Below are 17661 nucleotides of genomic sequence, written 5' to 3' on the forward strand. Positions count from 1 at the left end.
CGATCACATATGCGCGCCCTCGATGTACGGGTCAGAGGTCACCTCGGAGGTCGCGAGCGGACCCACGACCGGCTTCGGATTGAGGTTGCTGATGTGGCCGGACTCCTTGCCGGCGTAGTCAGCGAGCTGCACGTGCACGAAGCTCGGCTTGCCGGAGGCGACTGCCTCACCGACCATCTGCTCGACTTCGTCTGGCGTGGTAGCGTAGTAGCCTTTGCCACCGAACGCCTCGATCATCTTCTCGTAATGGGCGTCGTAGGTGAGGGTCAGCGGCGACGGGTCGCCGTCCTTGCCGAGGTTTTCAAAGTCACCACGGTAGATGCCGCCGTTGTTGAGCACCACGAAGGTGATCGGCAGGTTGTAACGGCAGGCCACTTCGACTTCCATGCCGTCGAAGCCGAAGCCGGAGTCGCCACCGATGTACAGCACCTTCTTGCCGGTGGACACCGCGGCGCCGATCGAATAGCCGACGGCGCAGCCCATGACGCCCCACGTGCCGCAGTCGAGGCGGTGGCGCGGCTGGTAGATGTCGATGATGTTGCGGCAATCATCGAGCGTGTTGGCGCCTTCGTTGGTGAGGATCACGTCCTTGTTCTGGTCGTAGACCTTCTTGATCGCGCCCAAGGCATCGTAATGGCCCATCGGCACCTTGCCGGAGTTGATGCGTGCGGCAAACTTCTCGTCATTCTTCTTGGAGTCTGCCTGAATGGCGCCGAGCCACTCGGAGGAAGCCTTGAACGGCGTCTTCTCAAGTCCGGCATTGAGCATCGCCATGGCGGACTTGATGTCGCCGACGACCGGGCACGCGATCGGGCGTGCGTTCTCGATCTCGTTCGGATCGATCTCGATCTGGATGAACTTGACGTTCGGGTTCCATTCCTTGCCCTCGCCGAAGTTCAGCATCCAATTGAGGCGGGCGCCCACGAGCAGCACCACGTCGGCGGTGCGCAGCGCGAGGCCACGCGCGCTGGCGGTGCAGTGCGGGTCGTCGTCCGGGATGAGGCCCTTGGCCATCGACATGGGCTGGAACGGGATGTCGGTCTTCGAGACGAACTCCTTGAGCTCGTCTTCGGCCTGCGCGAGCGCTGCGCCCTTGCCTACGAGCATGAGCGGATTCTTGGCTTCGCTCAGCAGCTTGAGCGCTTCGTCGATCGACGCCTGCGCCGGCGGCATGGCCGGGTTCGGCTGGTTCGCGGTCCACAGCTTGGCTGCGGCTTCGTCCTTGTCCATCGTCTGCGCCACGGCGTCATCCGGGAAGTCGATGTAGACGGCGCCCGGACGGCCGGAGCATGCGATGTGCATGGCGCGCGCCACGGCGAGCGGGATGTCCTCGATCTTGTCGATGCGGAAAGATTCCTTGCAGAAGGCCTTCGCGTAGTTCATCTGGTCGAGACCCTCATATTCGCCTTCGTGCATGTCGACGACGTTGCGGGTCGAGGACCCGCCGATCATGATGACCGGGAATCCGTTGGTGGTGGCTTCAAGCATGGCGGCGAGACCGTTGAGGAAGCCGGGGGCGGAGACGGTCAACGCCACTGCCGGCTTGCCGGTCAGGAAGCCTTCGGCCGCGGCGGCATTGACCGCGTCCTCCTCATGGCGCATGCCGATGTAGCGCATGCCCATGCCCTGCGCGATACGCGCGAAGTCAGTCACTGGGATGCCGACGATACCATACATGTTCTTGATGCCGTTGGCCATCAGCGCTTGGGCCAGGTAGTGCGGGGAATCAGTGAGATTCTGCTCCTGCGGCTGGGTAGTGGTTGTTTCGTCAGTCATGAACTTTCCTCCTATCGGAACGTTGCTACCCCGATTCTAAGGTGGTTCACACTGGTTTCGGCTTGGGCAAAGCGCTTAGCGTATTTTATGCTCAGCGCTGTGTTCGTCCTTGTCTTGGTGTCTATGGCGGCGACGCTGTTCGCGGATCGCCTCGCTTTGCGCGGCGAGCATGGCCGACCCGGCCACATGCTGCAGCGCGGATCCGGCGGCCATCACGAAATCGGTGAATCCGGCGTCGTCGTGCACCTCGTTGCTCGCCACGGACGCACGGATGTTCGAGAAGAACTGGTGCCAGCCGGAGCGCGCGAGCACGTCGATGCTCGCGCCGTACATGCCCACCGGGTAGCCGAAGAGGAACGCGATGGCCACACCCACCGCGAGGAACGGGAACATGCCCCAGCCGAAGATCTCGCATCCCAGCAGCACGGCGGACATCGGGCAGCGGTTGAACGCGGTGAGGAAGCAGATTGAGCCGAGCGCCGCGCCGAACAGCGGGTCGGTGCCGGTCATGGCGAAGCACGCCGAGCCGAGCAGGCCGCCGATGCAGAACGACGGCATGATCTCGCCGCCCTTAAACCACATGCCGAGGCACAGCACGGTCAGCAGCATCTTGATGGCGAAGTCGGCCGACAGATCGGGCATGTTGAGCACATCGTTGAGCATCTCGCCGCCCGAACCGGTGAACCGCCACCAGCCAAACACAGTCACGAGCACGGCGAACAGCAGGCCACCCACAATCACCCACACAAAATAATTGTGCCGGATGCGCATGGTGAGCGCCTGCAGCAGGCGTATGGCGATGGCGAATACGCTGCCTGCCACGGCGGCGGCGATGCCGATGACGATGCACACGCCGATGATGCGCCACGAGGCGGACGGCACGGGCACCGCGTTGATGACGTCACCAATACCGAAATGATTGGAGATGAGGAACGCGATGAAGCACGCGATGAGCATGGAGGTCACGTACTGCAGCTGCGTGAACCGCATGAGTTCGAGCACGAGCATGCACGATCCGAGAGGCGCGAAGAACAGGGCGGAAAACGCCGCGGCCATGCCGGTCGAGGCGATGTAGCGGTTGATCTCGTAGGTGTCGTCGTGGTCCTCTCGGCGCAGGATGTTGTGCAGGCGGAACGGCTTGGCGATCGTCGTGCCGAGGCTCGCGCCGATCTGCAACGCCCCGGCCTCCTTGCCCACCGAGCCGCCGGCCAGGATCGTCATGCCCGTGGAGAACAGGATGCCCGGCGCCAGCAGCGCGCTCAGGTGGTCGCCGGCGCGCATCTTCTCGATGATCGCGTCGGTCGTCAGGTTGAGCGGCAGCTTCCACCACCTGTACATGAGCAATTGCACGATGCCCATGACCGGCAGCAGCCAGATGAGCCACGGCGCGCGTTCGAACAGGCTTCGCGCGGCCCCCACGAACAGGCACAGCACGATCGACGCGAATCCACACACCACTCCGCACAGGCACGCGAACAGCGTGTGGCGCACCACCTGCATCCAGTCGAACCGCGCAGGCGGCTCCACGCTCTGCTTTGTGGAGCCGGCCTGCGGTGTTTGTGTTGTGGTGCTCATGCCATCCTCTGCTCGTGCCGCCATGCCATGGTGGCGGGGTGTTCGTTCAGCTACCGTGTATCTTACCGTTGGCCGCGCGGCCTTAGCGGCCGCTCCCTCTGACAGCGTGACACGGGATCACTCTCCGTCTTCGAGCTCACGCTTGTGACGCACCACCAGGATCGACGCCGCGAGCAACGTGAGCAGTCCCAAGGTGATGGGCCATGCGTCGCTCACGCCGGTCGCGGCGAGCGCCGGTGGCCGTGGCGCTTTGGGCTCGGGCTCCGCCACCGGCACGGCTTCCGGAGTGCGCGCGGGCTCAGGCTCCACGCGCACGAACACGCGTTCCTGCGGGTCGGCATACGAACTGGTGGCGGTTTGGACGCGGCCGTCGCCGGCGAATTCCCAGACGAACACGTACCAGCCGGGCCGTTCGGCACTAATCTCCACGGGGTCGCCGTGCGCGTCGGGCGCCCCTCCCCCGACATGGATTTCGCCGTTGATGGCCTCGTATTCCCATGTGCCGATGAGTGTGTGGTGATCGTCTTCCTCCGGTTCCTGCGCGTCGGCGGGCTCGTATGCGCCGTCGTCTTGCCCGTCTCCGCTGCCGGCCCACCACACGCGCACCTGCGCGTAGGGCACGTCGGTGTCTATGCCGTGCTCACTGCTGCCGGCCCAGTTGCCGTGCTCATCGGGGAATCCACTTACACGGATCACGTCGGCGATTTGCGCGCCCGGCTGCACGGTGGATTCCACGACGCGCGACTCCACGGTGAGCGGCGCGCGCACGGCGTGTGTTTCGCTCGGATCCATGAATGCGGTGATCACGTCGTCTGCGAGCAGTTCGCGCACGTCACGGCTCTGCCGTTCGCGTTCGATCGCCCAGACCCATGTGCCGAACCCACCCTGTTCGGCGAGGTATGGCTCGTCCGACCCGGGCTCGCGCACGCCCTGCACATGCACCGTCTGCCCGCTGGCGCCGAACGTGGCTTCGGCGAACGCGCACGGCTCGTACCCGGCGCGCGCCAGCTGTTCGAGGAACTCAGGAGCGGTGGCGTGCGCGTTTGGCACATACCGCTCCCCCAGCGCGCTTACGGGCAGGCCGCCAAAGTACCAGCCGCGCGCGTGGACTTGCGCGCCGCGCGGCCATGCGCCGCTGCCGGGCAATGCGCTGACCTGCACGTCGTCGGTCACCGGCGCGCCGGTGTCGATTGATTTCGGCGAGGTCCGCGTGGTGATTGTGGGGTTGAACGTGGTGCGCACAGGCACGGTGACCTCGTCGAGCGCCTGCACATACCCGGAGCCGAGCGCGACCATGTCCTGCGAGCTGATGATGCGGTCGATCGACGGGAGCGTCACGCTGCCGGACACAGTCAGCGGCCCATCGCCTGTGGCATGCCATGTGATGACGGTCGTATAGTCGCCCGACGTGCCGCTGATCGTGGCCGACCCGTTGCCGAACCGCGCCGGCCCGTCGATTGTGAGGGTGAACGGTACATCGGACACGGGATCGCCATCACTGTTGTGGATCCGCAGGCGCACGGCGCCGGTGCGTGCGACGTCGTCGTACTCCAGTTCCATCGCCATCGTCTCCGGCACAAGCAGCGGCGCTTCGGCGAGCAGCTCGTCCACGCGCTTGAACAACTGCGGGTATTGCTGCAGTGTCTCACGGGTCGCGGCCCATCCCGCCGCGCCGGTTGTGGTATCGAAAGCGTCATGCATGATGATCGCGAGCGCCGTCTGCGTGTAGTCGCTGTTGTGCACATGCTGGTATTTGTGCAACAGTGCGGCGAGCCGCCGGTTCTGCGGCGAATCGGGCAGCGGGGAGACCGAGCCGATCCGCATGGTCGAAGGCATGGCCTCCTCGATGCAGTAGTACCGCGTGCTTGTGGAATCGTAGCCGACCGGCCCCATCCAATACGTGCCGCCATTGTGCACATACATGAAGTAATCCTGGGATTTGGCCGCAGTCAGTATCTCGCCGGGCACCGCCATCGCACCCAATGGCGCAGCCACGGCCAATACAGCCGCCACGCATGCCGCCAATGCGGCGCGCAACCCACTGCGCAACCGTTGTGGTATTCGCGGTTGTTGTGTGCCATATGCCATCATGATGATCCTTCCGTCGCTCCATTGCCAGATCCATGGGGTGGACCGCCCCGTTGCGGCACCCCATGCATGTGCCATCGAGCATGGCACCGCGGCCATCGGGGGCGGAAGCGGGACGAGGTGGTGTGGTCGGACGGCCGAAGGAATCCCGGAATGTGGACACAGGGTGATGTGGAAGCTCAGGCGATCCATCCATGCAGCGCAATACCACTGCACCGGTTATCCACATTTCCCACATATACAAGCCTGCATATCGGAACCGTTTACGCCTGTGTAACGCCATTCATTCGTTCGTGCCCCTACAATGGCAGCCATGAGAGAAACTACGAGCGCCGAAGAGCGCACCCAGAACCAATCCACCACAGCAACCCGCACCGCACGCAAACCGCGTGCCGCCGCCAGGACCCGCACCAAGACTTCCGCGAAGGCTTCGGGCGCCATGCCGCCCACGGCCATAGCCGCCAAAGAGCCGAACCTGTTCGGCCGCATCACCATCCTCGATGTGCGTCCAGACGCTCAGGACGCCGTGTTCCCCGCCCGCGTGGAGCTCGGCGAACCGTTCACCGTGAGCGCGCAGGTCTTCCTCGAAGGCCGCGCCACCGTGCGCGCCACCGCCGTGCTGAAGAACCCGCGCGGCCGCGTGATGGCCCGCGTGCCGATGACCCAGACGAACACCGGGCTCGATACCTGGACCGCCATGTTGCAGGCTGGTTCCCCCACCGACCTGGCGCCGTGGGACGAGGGCTTCGCCGACGTGCTCGGCCAGCTCGGCAACTGGAAAGTGGCCATTGAGGGCTGGGCCGACACCTACACCGATTGGGTGCTCGACGCCACCGCCCGCGTGAACGCCGACGCCGGCAGCGTCGACGCCGAAGGCGTGATCGTGCGCGGCTCCGAAATTCTCACGCGCTGGGCCGCCACGCGCGACGCCGGTTTGGACGCCACGCAGCGCAAGGTGCTGCGCGAGACCGCCAAGCAGATGCTCGACGCGACGATCCCCGCCGCCGAACGCCTCGCCATCGCGCAGATCGACGAGATTGAGGCCCTGCACACCACCAACCCGCTGCGCGACGGACTCACGGCGAGCCGCGATCGCGTGTTCCACGTGGAACGCCCCAAGTCGAGCTTCAGCGCATGGTACCAGTTCTTCCCGCGCTCCGAAGGCGCGACCGTCAACGAACGCGGCGAGATGACGCCCGGCACGCTGCGCACCGCCGTCAGCGGCCTTGAGCGCGCCAAAGGCGAAGGGTTCACCATCGCGTACCTGCCCTCCGTCTTCCCCGTCGACCACAGTACGCCGGACGCACGCCTGTTCGCGGTGGGCACGGCGGCCGGCGGCCACGACACCGTGGACCCGGAGCTCGGCTCGATGGAAGATTTCAAGGCCTTCTGCGCACGCGCGCATGAGCTCGGCCTCGAAGTGGCCCTCGGCCTGCCGCTGCGCTGCGCACCCACCCACCCCTGGGTCGCCGCGCACCCCGAATGGTTCCGTCGCAACGCCGACGGATCGTTCGTGCACGCGCTCGACGAGCACGGCGACCCCGAGCCGTTCTACGAGCTCGACTTCGACAACGACCTGACCGGCATTGAGCGCGAGGTCGAACGGATTATCGACGTGTGGATCGAAGCCGGCGTGACCGCGTTCCAGATCGACGAGCCGCAGACCGAGCCGGTGCGTTTCTGGCAGGACGTGCTCGCCGCGGTCACGAAGAAGCACCCCGAGGTGCTGTTCCTCGCCGAGGCGTTCAGCCGCCCGGCGCTCGTGCGCGCGCTCGCCTACGCCGGCTTCACGCAGAACCACAGCTATTTCCCGTGGCGCAACACGAAGGAGGAGCTCGAGGCGTTCCTCACGGAGACCAACGGCGAAGGCGGCTTCTACCAGCACAACACGTTCTGGCCCGCCACGCCCGACGTGCTCAGCGATTACCTGCGCAACAACGGCGTGGCCGGCCACGCCGTGCGCGCGGTGCTCGCTGCGATGGGCTCGCCGAGCTGGGGCATCACCAGCGGCTACGAGCTGATGGATACCAACGTGGCCGCGGACGGCGCTTCCACGCCCGGCACCGAAGTCCAGGTCCGAGACTGGAGCGGCGCCGTGGATTACGGCATCGCCGAACTGCTCACCTCGCTCAACCGCATCCGTGCCGAGCACCCGGCCACGCGCAGCTACCACACGCTGACCGTTCTGCCAAGCGCCAACCCGGCGATCGTCGCGTTCGCGCGCCAGACGCCGGCGCAGTACACGGCGGATGGCAAGCCCGACACACTGCTCATCGTGGTCAATCTCGACTGCTACCACGAGCAGCAGTCGTCGATCCACATCGACCTCGACGCGCTTGGCCTGCCGGCCGACCGCACGTACCGCGTGCGCGACCTGCTGACCGACCGCACGTTCGACTGGAGTTGGGACAACTTCGTCTCGCTGGCACCGTGGGCCGACGTGGCGCACATCCTGAGCGTCGAATACTGATGATCGGCCATACACCGCGCGGCGCACGCGCGGTGTATGGTTGTAGGGGTACCAACTCAACTTGTAAGGAGAATTACCATGGCAGAGACCTTCAACGTCGTTGTGGAGATTCCGCGCGGATCGAAGAACAAGTACGAAGTGGACCAGGCTTCGGGCCGCGTGTTCCTGGACCGTACGCTGTTCACCGCGATGGGCTACCCGGATGACTACGGCTACATCGACGGTACCCTGGGCGAAGATGGCGATCCGCTCGACGCGCTCGTGATGCTCACCGATTCCGTGTTCCCGGGCTGCATCGTGGAATGCCGCGCCGTCGGCCTGTACCACATGGTCGACGAAGAGGGCGGCGACGACAAGGTGCTGTGCGTGCCGGCCGATGTGCGCTACGACAACATCAAGGACATCGCCGACGTCTCCGAGTACCACAAGGCCGAGATCAAGCACTTCTTCGAGCAGTACAAGGCACTCGAGCCGGGCAAGCAGGTCATGCCGGGCGACTACTGGGCGGACGCCGCCGCCGCGGAGAAGGAGATCAAGGAATCCCGCGAGCGCCTCGCGCAGAAGCAGGCCGCCGAGCACGACGCGGACCTGAACGACTGACGCGCGTTGTGGGGCCCGGCGCACTAGGCCCTACAACCTACCTATAAGGTGAGCCCCGCCGGACCATGCGGTTCGACGGGGCTCATTAGTTCCTTATCTCGAGAGGCAATCGTCATCGCTGAACGACTACACAAGCCACATTACCAAAGCGGCAATACCGACCAAAGCGCCTATCAGCATTACAGGCAGCAGTCCGAACCCGACCCACGCCGCACGCGCCCCCGGCAGCGGCTGCGTCTCGCGGTACCACAGGCGTGACACCATGGCGAGCGCCACGGCCCCGGCCACCACGACCACAACGCAGACGATGCGCCACACGTCGGCGGCACCGGCCTCGTGGAAGAGCATCGGCAGGAAGCACCAGCCGGACGCGGCGATCGACGCCACGCCGTCGGTGACCATGTGCGCGAGCTGCACAATCATGTCGGTGCGCTGCGGCCGCGCCATCTGGCGGATGAACGCCGCGACGACGAGCACGACGAGCAGGCCGGCCACGCCCGCGCACCAAGCGGCCGCACTGGTGTACTGCGCGTTGGCCGCGCCCTGCCGCTCGAACACGAACTGCCCCAACAACGGCGTGGACGCGCACACCATGGCCACGAACCCGAGCACCACGGCGGTCACGCGCCCGGGCACGCCGTCGCGCAACGGGCAGAAGAACGCGAAGAGCACGATGATCGCCGCCACGGCGAACGCGGTGACCGAGAACGTGGACGACGAGACGGCGCCGCTGCCGGGCAGGCAGGCGAGCGCGACGAGCACCACGTAGGCGGCCGCCTGCACGGCGAGGGGCCATGTGAAGGGGCGCTGCGGCGCCCGGGCGCGCATGTCGCTGTGCGGCTGGGGAACGGATTGGGCTTCGGTCATGATCGTCACTTTCGAACCTGGGGGCGTTGCCTGCGGCGCTGGGCGCAGCGGCATCCATATGCGCACCACACTAGTCTCGCCCCCTCACAACACCGCCGCCGCCAATCGTCTCGCCCGCGCGTTCTCATCGCGAAATACGGCTGCGCCGATAGACTGTGACCAACTACACTATGGCCGAAGCGGCGTGACGCACACGCTGCCGAGCGCCGCCGCGGGACTGACGCCGAACCGAAACCAAAGGGGTATGACGTGATGGATCTGACCTTGATGACCACTTCCCCCGACCCGGCGACCGTGTTGCCGTCGCTCGCGCTGCTGTCGCACCGTGTGCGCGTGCTGCCGATGGACGCGGCGAGCCTGGTGAAGATGCCCGAACAGACGATCCTGCTGCTCGACAGCCGCGACGACCTGGCGAACGCGAAGACGCTGTGCCGCATGATCCACGCCTCCGGCCTGACCACGCCGATCCTGCTCATCCTGACCGAGGGAGGCTTCACCGTGGTCAATGCGGAGTGGGGTGTGAGCGATGTGATCGTGGCGAGCGCCTCGCCCGCCGAGGTGGAAGGCCGTCTGCGCCTTGTCTCGGAGCGCCGCAACACCTATACTGTGGCCACAAATGGCACGGCGCAGCAGGCCGACGCGCAGGAGGACGGACTGATCCGCTCGGGCGAGCTGATCGTGGACACCAACGGCTACACCGCGAACCTGCGTGGCATCCCGATCGACTTGGCCTACAAGGAATTCGAACTGCTCAAATACCTGGTGCAGCATCCGGGCCGGGTGTTCACGCGCGCGCAGCTGCTGCAGGAGGTGTGGGGCTATGACTACTACGGCGGCACGCGCACGGTCGACGTGCACATCCGCCGTCTGCGCGCCAAGCTCGGCGGCGAATATGAGCATGTGATCGGCACGGTACGCAACGTGGGCTACCGTTTCGACCCGCCGGAGAACGACGAGGCGCAGGAGCACGCCAAAGAGGCCGCCGAGAAATAACACGCCCCGACGGTTGCCGCGCGCAGCACGGCGAGTACGCTTGCAGGCAATGGCGCAAGCTGCGGGAAGGATCATGATGGCAACCGAATCGAAACGCGCGCGCACCGCGCGCATGCACCGCGAATATGCGGCATTGTGCGAGCTCATCCCGGTCGTCGAATGCCAACTCGACTTCGACTCGCCGTTCCAACTGCTTGTGGCCACCGTGCTGAGCGCGCAGACGACCGACAAGCGCGTCAACCAGGTCACCCCCGAGCTCTTCGCCGCATATGGTTCGCCGCAGGAGCTCGCCGCCGCAAACATCACGGACGTGGAACGCATCATCCGCCCGTTGGGCTTCTACCACATGAAAAGCAAGCACATCATCGAACTGGCGCAGGCGCTCATGGCCACCGACAACGGGCAGGTCGCCGAATCGATGGACGCCCTGACCGCGCTTCCCGGTGTGGGGCGCAAAACCGCGAACGTGGTGCTCGGCAACGCGTTCGGCGAGCCGTCGTTCCCCGTCGACACCCATGTGATCCGCGTGACCGCGCGCCTGCACTGGCGCGACGACTGGATGAAACCGAACGCCTCGCCCGAAGACATCGAACGTGAGATCACCGCATGCTTCCCGCCCGAAACATGGACCGACCTGTCCCACCGGCTGATCATCTTCGGCCGTAACATCTGCATGGCGCGCCGCCCGGACTGCACGCGCTGCCCGTTGCGGCGCAGCTGCCCGAGCGCCGCGCACTTCCTGGAACTCGAAGCCGAGCGCGAGGCCGTGGCCGCACACAAACGCCGCCGGCCGCGCACCGCGGGCCGCCGCAGCCGCTAGACTCGGGGACCATGACCGATCGCAACCGTTCATCAGTCCGCCCGTGGATCGTCTTCACCGTGGTGCTCGTCGTGCTCGCGCTCGCCGCGGGCGGTGCGTTCCTGCTGCTGCGCCCGCACGGCGGCTCGCCGTTCGGCGGCCGATCGGGCGCGCACATCACCGTCGGCCTGCGCAGCAAGCCGTCGTCGCTCGACATCCGCACGAACGGTGAGCGCGCAGTGGAGCAGGCACTCGTCGACAACGTGTACCAGACGCTCCTCACCATGGACAGCGAGCGCGCGATCAGCGCGAACGTGGCGGCGCGCTGGAGTGAGTCGACCGACGGCCTGCACTACTCGTTCCAGCTGCGCGAAGGCGCCACGTTCGCCGACGGCAGTCCGCTCAACGCGAGCGCTGTCGTCGCCTCGCTGCAGCGCACGATCCAAGGCAAGCAGGTGGGCGCGGACGACCTTAAGCATGTGGCGAGCGTGGAGAACCCCGACGAGACGACCGTCGTGATCACGCTGCACGAGCCTAACCCGCGCCTGCTTGAGGCGCTCGCCGGCCGTGCGGGCGTCATCGTCAATCCGAACGCGCACGACGCCGATTTCGCGCACACGTCGTATGGCTCGGGCCCGTTCACCGTCAGCTCGTTCACCGGTGACACGATCGAACTGGCGCGCAACGAGCGTTATTGGCAGGACAAGCCGGCGTTGGCGCGCGTGACGCTGCGGTACATGCCAAGCGACGAGGCGCTCGTGGGCGGCATGCGCGACGGCTCGCTCGATGTGGCGCTGCCGCAGGGCGCGCAGGCGGCCAGCGAGCTCGCGAAGATCGACGGTGTGCAGGTGAGCGACGGCATCAGCACGCGCAAGACGCTCGTGGCGTTCAACAATGCGGGCAGCAGCCCCTTCTCCGACGAACAGGTGCGCCAGTTCACGCGCTTCGCGATCGACGCGGCGCAGATCGCACGCACGCAGCCGGATGCGAAAGCGCAGTTGAGCGGTCCGATCTCGCAGCTGCAGCCCGGGTATGAGGACCTCAACGCGCTGTTCCCCTTCGATCTGGAGCGCGCGCAGTCGATGCGCTGGTATTTCGCAGCCGGCTATTTCACGCCGTTCACACTGCTCGCCGACGAGGCGCACCGCGATCTGGCGCAGCGGATCGTGGACGGGATGGCGGCGATCCCGATGCCGGTCACGCTCGAAGTGGTCGATTCGGCCACGCTCGCCTCGCGCGTGGAGGCCGGCGACTATACATGTGCCCTGATCGAGATGGACGAACCGCACGACTACACGCGGTTCGTGGACGGCAGCGCGATGTTCGGCTACCAGAATGGCGCCGCGCAGGAACAGTACGCGAAGGCGCTCGCGCAGACCGACTTCGTGTCGTACCGCGAACAGCTGCGCGCATTCGACCGGATCGTGAGCCAGGACGCGGCGAGCGCATGGCTGTACACGGGCAAGGACGTGGTGGCGGCCCGGTCGCATGTGCAGGGATTGCCGGTTGATCTGACGAGCTGGCGCCTGCCGCTCGCGCATGTGCGCGCGTAGGCGGTTCGCGCGGTTTTTCTAGAGCGGAACGCGCGCGCGGTGATGTCACAGTCGCTTTTTAGACTGACGGGTATGACTGATAGCGAAGACATCTCCATCAGCGCCAATCTCACCCCCCTGCCCGACCGTGTGGGCGTGGACGGGCTTGAATCCAAGTGGCGCGACGTCTGGGACACCGACGGCACCTATACATTCGACAATCCGGGCGAGCGCAGCGCCGTCTACTCGATCGACACCCCTCCGCCCACCGTGTCCGGTTCGCTGCATGTGGGCCATGTGTTCTCGTACACGCACACCGACATCATCGCGCGCTTCAAGCGCATGAACGGCTTCCGCGTGTTCTACCCGATGGGCTGGGACGACAACGGCCTGCCCACCGAGCGCCGCGTGCAGAACTACTACGGCGTGCGCGTGGACACCTCGCTCAAGTACGACCCCGACTTCAAGCCGCCGTTCGAAGGCACCGAGGGCAAGAAGATCCAGGCCAAGGACCAGGTGCCGATCTCACGCCGCAACTTCATCGAACTGTGCGAAAAGCTCACCGCGCAAGACGAAGAGCGCTTCGAGGAGCTCTGGCGCGAGCTCGGCCTGTCGATCGACTGGTCGCGCACCTACCACACGATCGGCGACCACGCGCAGCGCGTGGCGCAGAAGGCGTTCCTGCACAATCTGGAGCGCGGCGAGGCGTACCAGCAGGACGCGCCGGGCCTGTGGGACGTGACGTTCCAGACGGCCGTGGCGCAGGCGGAGCTCGAATCGCGTGAATACCCGGGCTTCTACCACCGCATCGCGTTCAGCTTCGAAGACGATTCACCAATCTACATCGAGACGACGCGCCCCGAACTGCTGCCCGCGTGCGTGGCGCTCATCGCGCACCCCGACGACGAGCGGTACAAGCCGTACTTCGGCAAGATGGTCACGTCGCCGCTGTTCAACGTGCGCGTGCCGATCCTGGCGCACCCGGCGGCCGAGATGGACAAGGGCGCCGGCATCGCCATGTGCTGCACCTTCGGCGACCAGACCGACGTGGAATGGTGGCGCGACCTGCACCTGCCGCTGCGTTCGATCATCCAGCGCAACGGCCGCATCGTCATGGACATGCCCGACTGGATCACCGACGCCGCCGGCAAGGCGCTCTTCGAGCAGATCGAAGGCAAGACAACGTTCTCCGCGCGCAAGATCGTGGTGGATGCGCTGCGTGAGTCTGGCGACATGGACGGCGACCCCAAGCCGACGACGCGTATGACGAACTTCTACGAGAAGGGCGACAAGCCGCTCGAGATTGTCACGTCACGCCAGTGGTACCTGCAGAACGGCGGCACCAACAAGGCGCTCAACGCCAAGCTCATCGAGCGCGGCAAGGAGCTGAACTTCCACCCCGACTTCATGCGCGTGCGCTACGAGAACTGGGTGCACGGCCTCAACGGCGACTGGCTCATCTCGCGCCAGCGCTTCTTCGGCGTGCCGTTCCCGCTGTGGTACCCGCTCAACGCGGATGGCGAGCCGGATTACGAGAACCCGATCACGCCGAGCGAGGACGTGCTGCCGATCGACCCGACGACCGACGTGCCGGCCGGCTACACCGAGGAACAGCGCAACCAGCCTGGCGGCTTCATGGCCGAGCCCGACATCATGGACACGTGGGCCACGTCGTCGCTGACCCCGCAGATCGTGACCGGCTGGGGTGAGCCGGGCGAAGACAACGAGGCGCTGTTCGCCGCCACGTTCCCGATGGACCTGCGCCCGCAGGGCCAGGACATCATCCGCACCTGGCTGTTCAGCACGATCGACCGCGCACAGCTCGAAAACGACTGCCTGCCGTGGGCCAACGCCACGCTCTCCGGTTGGATCCTCGACCCGGACCACAAGAAGATGTCGAAGTCCAAGGGCAACGTCGTGGTACCGAACGAGCCGATCGAGAAATACGGCGCCGACGCGGTGCGCTATTGGGCCGCGTCCGCACGACTGGGTCTCGACGCCACCTACGACGAAGGCCAGATGAAGATCGGCCGCAGGCTCGCGATCAAACTGCTCAACGCCACCAAGTTCGCGCTCGCGATCGGCCGTGAGGACGAGCAGCACCATGTGACGCAGGGCGCGACGGCCACGTGGCGTCCGCAGGACGTGACCGAGCCGCTCGACCGCGCCGCGATGGCCAAGATGTCGCTCGTGGTCAAGCAGGCCACCGATTACCTGAACAATTATGAGCACTCGAAGGCGCTCGAAGTCATCGAGAACTACTTCTGGCAGTTCTGCGACGACTACATCGAGCTCGTCAAGAACCGCGCCTACGGCACGGCCGACGCCACCGGCAATACGCCGAGCGAGACGGCGGTGCTCTCGGCGCGCACCGCGCTCGGCATGGGCCTCGACGCGTTCGCGCGCCTGCTCGCCCCGTACCTGCCGTATTCCACGGAAGAGGTGTGGAGCTGGATGCACGCCGGCGAAGGCTCGGTGCACACCGCGCCATGGCCGAAGCCGCTCGCGTACGCCACGGCCGCGTTCAACGTCTCGCCCGACATTCTGGCGCATGCGGGCGCGACGCTCGCCGCGCTGCGCGGCATCAAGTCGAAGGCCAAGGTCTCGATGAAGACGCCGATCGAACGTGTGCGCCTCGCGGTGAGCGATGATGTGCGCGCCTCGATCCGTGCCGCCCTGAGCGACATCGCCGAAGCCGGCCGCGTGATCGGCGATTTCTCGCTCGAACGCGCGATCGAAGTGGTCAACAAGCTGCAGTCCAACGGCGAGGAGCCCGAAGGCGATGAATCCGAGACGATCGTCGTCGCAGAAAGCGAGCTCGGCGAGCCGCCGGCCAAGAAGCCGAAGGCGAAGTAAGCCGCAAGCCCGGTCCAGATGCATGAGGGTCGGGGTGGTGCACATGGCACCACCCGACCCTCATCGATATGCGCTGGACGACTGCAGTCAGCGCAATGGGTTTGTGACGATCACCATGCGCGAGTCCAACGACGAGGCCTCCCCGCCGGATGCGGCCACTTGCCGCCCCAACGCGCCATTGGCGCCCATCGCGTCGGCCGCGGCAGAAAGCGCCGGCGCCATCGCCCCGATCTGCACGGTCTCGTCGATGAGGTATTGCGCGCTGGGCACGATCAGCTGGTGGTTCGCCAATCCGGAATACCCCAGCTGGGTGGCAAGCCGTTCGCTTTCGGGAATCGCCCCGTCACTGTTCGTGTGCGTGTCGCTACCGCTTCCCTGCGTGGTCGCGGCTGTGCCACCGCCGAGCGATGTCGTGACGGAGCCCGCGTATTTCGCCACATCGGCCGAGGCGTCGTCGTTCGAAGCGCTGACGAGCGTCGACATGTCATCGCCGCCGTTCGCCGAGCGCGCCTGCCGTTCCGCGGCGCGCGCGTCGGCGATGCGTTTCGCGCGCAGCATCTCCGCGCGGCCGCCGATTGAATGCGCGTACCAGTCGCGGTACGCCTGCTGGGCGAGCGGCGAATGCCGCAACGCCGGCTGCAGCTTGTTGATTGGCGCCACGCCGTCCGCGCCGGCCGAATCGCCGCCGAACCGCCCCGAGAACCGCAGCATGATCTGCCGTGCGGCACTGCCGGCGCCGGTGTGCTCGCGCGCGGCGGCGAGCGTATCCATCGCCGCGTTCACGTTCTGCATATTCCCACTGAGATTCGGGTCGGTGGTGTTGTCGGCGTTCGTCTGTTCGATCGCCTGCTGCTGGAACTGCGCGGCGGCGCCGACATCGCCGCCGGCAAGCGTGTCAAGATGCGCGGTGTAGGCGTCGGTGTACGCCATGGAATATGGGACCATGGCCTGCGACAGCTGCGATTGGCCCGCACTGTACTCTTTGGCGCCGAGGCGCGTCTGCTCGCCAGCGGTTTTCTTGAGTTCCTCGGCGAGCCCCTGCGTGCCCTGCTGGCGGATCCGTTGGATGATCCGGTCGGCTTCGTCCGCGGCTCCGGTGTGCTGGTGCGCGTCGCTCAGCGCGTTGGCGGCGGTGGCCAAACCGGTCACCGCGTGCGCGAGCGGCGTATCCCCCTTGAGTTCGCCGGCGGTGCCCATGAGTGCGCCGAGCTGCGTCTTCGTGCCGATCGAGCCGGACAGATGGGTCGTGTACGAGCCGACGTAGGCGGCCATGTACTCGTGGAACGCGCGGCTGTGTTGTGTGGTCTGCTCGGCGATCGCCGATTTGGCGAGCGCACGCTCCTGGTCACGCAGCGTGGTGAGTGTGGCGATCAGTTCGGCGTGTGCGCCGTCGGCGCCCTGCGCGGCCGTATCATTGTTGACCGACGCGGTCAGGCGGCCGGATTGCGCGGCGAGCGTGCGCAGCACGTCAGCATAGTGGTCGGGCGAATCGGCGGACAACGCGGCGAGCACGACTGGGCTCATCGAGAACCGCACGGCGTCCGCGTATACGCGGAAGTCGACGGCTTCACCGTGGTCCGCAGTGGCCGCCACCACGGTGCGCTGCCCCGACTGGGTGAGTGAGACGCCGTTGTCGGCGCTGATGTCGGCGCAGTCGCGCGTGGGGAACGTGAACACGACGACGGGGCGCAGTTGGCGCGCGAATCGCCGCATGTCGCCCTGCGCTGCGGCGTTGGGCTGCACGTGCACATGCACGCCGACGAGGCCGCGCGCACCGCGCACCTGTGCGCCGCTGGCGCTCGGCCCGTCGAGCGTGTAGTCCACGCTCACGGTCCACGGCAGCGGCGTGTCGGTGGAGATGTGCTCGATCGCGCCTTCGCTGCCGCGTGGGGCGATATAGAAGCGGCGCGCGTCGATGACCTCGGCCGTGGTGAACACGTCGTGCCCGGTGAAGCTCGCTGCGGCGTCCTGGGCCTCGAGCTGCCGGCCAGACAGCGGTGTGGCGGTTGCCGGCACCGCGGGCACTGCGGCCGCGAGCGCCACGCTCAGGGTGGCGCCGCAGATGCGCCGCAGATTCCTGTGCACGGTGTGGTCTCCGTTCGTGT

The 17661-nt window shown here is 66.3% G+C and carries 11 protein-coding genes; 6 read left to right on the plus strand and 5 right to left on the minus strand.

What is annotated here, in order from left to right; genetic code table 11:
• Positions 1 to 3 precede the first annotated feature (3 nt).
• The 3 genes from oxc to BPSG_RS00810 form a co-directional block, all read right to left on the minus strand.
• Positions 4 to 1776: an oxalyl-CoA decarboxylase gene (gene oxc, locus BPSG_RS00800; protein ID WP_026643847.1), complete on the minus strand. Its 1773-nt coding sequence runs from the start codon at positions 1774 to 1776 to the stop codon at positions 4 to 6.
• 75 nt (positions 1777 to 1851) lie between these two features.
• Positions 1852 to 3351, minus strand: coding sequence for a chloride channel protein (locus tag BPSG_RS00805; RefSeq protein ID WP_051592066.1), 1500 nt, complete (start codon positions 3349 to 3351; stop codon positions 1852 to 1854).
• Positions 3352 to 3468: 117 nt separating this feature from the next.
• Positions 3469 to 5364, minus strand: a complete 1896-nt coding sequence (locus BPSG_RS00810; protein WP_152595145.1) for a hypothetical protein — start codon at positions 5362 to 5364, stop codon at positions 3469 to 3471.
• Between the two features lie 379 nt (positions 5365 to 5743).
• Between BPSG_RS00810 and BPSG_RS00815 the strand changes: the two genes are divergently transcribed.
• Together BPSG_RS00815 and BPSG_RS00820 are read left to right on the plus strand one after the other, a co-directional pair.
• Positions 5744 to 7909, plus strand: a complete 2166-nt coding sequence (locus tag BPSG_RS00815; RefSeq protein ID WP_026643849.1) for a maltotransferase domain-containing protein — start codon at positions 5744 to 5746, stop codon at positions 7907 to 7909.
• A 78-nt stretch (positions 7910 to 7987) separates the two neighbouring features.
• Positions 7988 to 8509, plus strand: a complete 522-nt coding sequence (locus BPSG_RS00820) for an inorganic diphosphatase (RefSeq protein ID WP_026643850.1) — start codon at positions 7988 to 7990, stop codon at positions 8507 to 8509.
• Positions 8510 to 8635: 126 nt separating this feature from the next.
• Here BPSG_RS00820 and BPSG_RS00825 read toward each other — a convergent pair whose 3' ends face one another.
• A complete protein-coding gene (locus BPSG_RS00825; protein ID WP_026643851.1) occupies positions 8636 to 9376 on the minus strand; it encodes a hypothetical protein in 741 nt (246 codons plus the stop codon).
• Between the two features lie 252 nt (positions 9377 to 9628).
• Here BPSG_RS00825 and BPSG_RS00830 point away from each other — a divergent pair, with 252 nt between their 5' ends.
• The 4 genes from BPSG_RS00830 to valS all read left to right on the plus strand — a co-directional run bounded on the left by BPSG_RS00830 (position 9629) and on the right by valS (position 15556).
• Positions 9629 to 10369 carry a response regulator transcription factor gene (locus BPSG_RS00830; RefSeq protein ID WP_328700087.1) on the plus strand — a complete coding sequence of 247 codons (741 nt, stop codon included), beginning with the start codon at positions 9629 to 9631 and terminating at the stop codon, positions 10367 to 10369.
• A gap of 76 nt (positions 10370 to 10445) precedes the next feature.
• Positions 10446 to 11189 carry an endonuclease III gene (gene nth, locus BPSG_RS00835; RefSeq protein ID WP_026643853.1) on the plus strand — a complete coding sequence of 248 codons (744 nt, stop codon included), beginning with the start codon at positions 10446 to 10448 and terminating at the stop codon, positions 11187 to 11189.
• Positions 11190 to 11200: 11 nt separating this feature from the next.
• Complete coding sequence (locus BPSG_RS00840) at positions 11201 to 12721, plus strand: ABC transporter substrate-binding protein (protein WP_026643854.1); 1521 nt, start codon at positions 11201 to 11203, stop codon at positions 12719 to 12721.
• Positions 12722 to 12793: 72 nt separating this feature from the next.
• Entirely contained in the window at positions 12794 to 15556 is a 2763-nt protein-coding gene (valS, locus tag BPSG_RS00845) for a valine--tRNA ligase (protein WP_026643855.1), read from the plus strand.
• Positions 15557 to 15643: 87 nt separating this feature from the next.
• Here the strand turns inward: valS and BPSG_RS00850 are convergent, their stop codons facing one another.
• Positions 15644 to 17641: a tubuliform spidroin gene (locus BPSG_RS00850; protein WP_129887578.1), complete on the minus strand. Its 1998-nt coding sequence runs from the start codon at positions 17639 to 17641 to the stop codon at positions 15644 to 15646.
• Between the last annotated feature and the right edge of the window lie 20 nt (positions 17642 to 17661).

The organism is Bifidobacterium pseudolongum subsp. globosum (assembly GCF_000741295.1).
Lineage (GTDB): Bacteria > Actinomycetota > Actinomycetes > Actinomycetales > Bifidobacteriaceae > Bifidobacterium > Bifidobacterium globosum.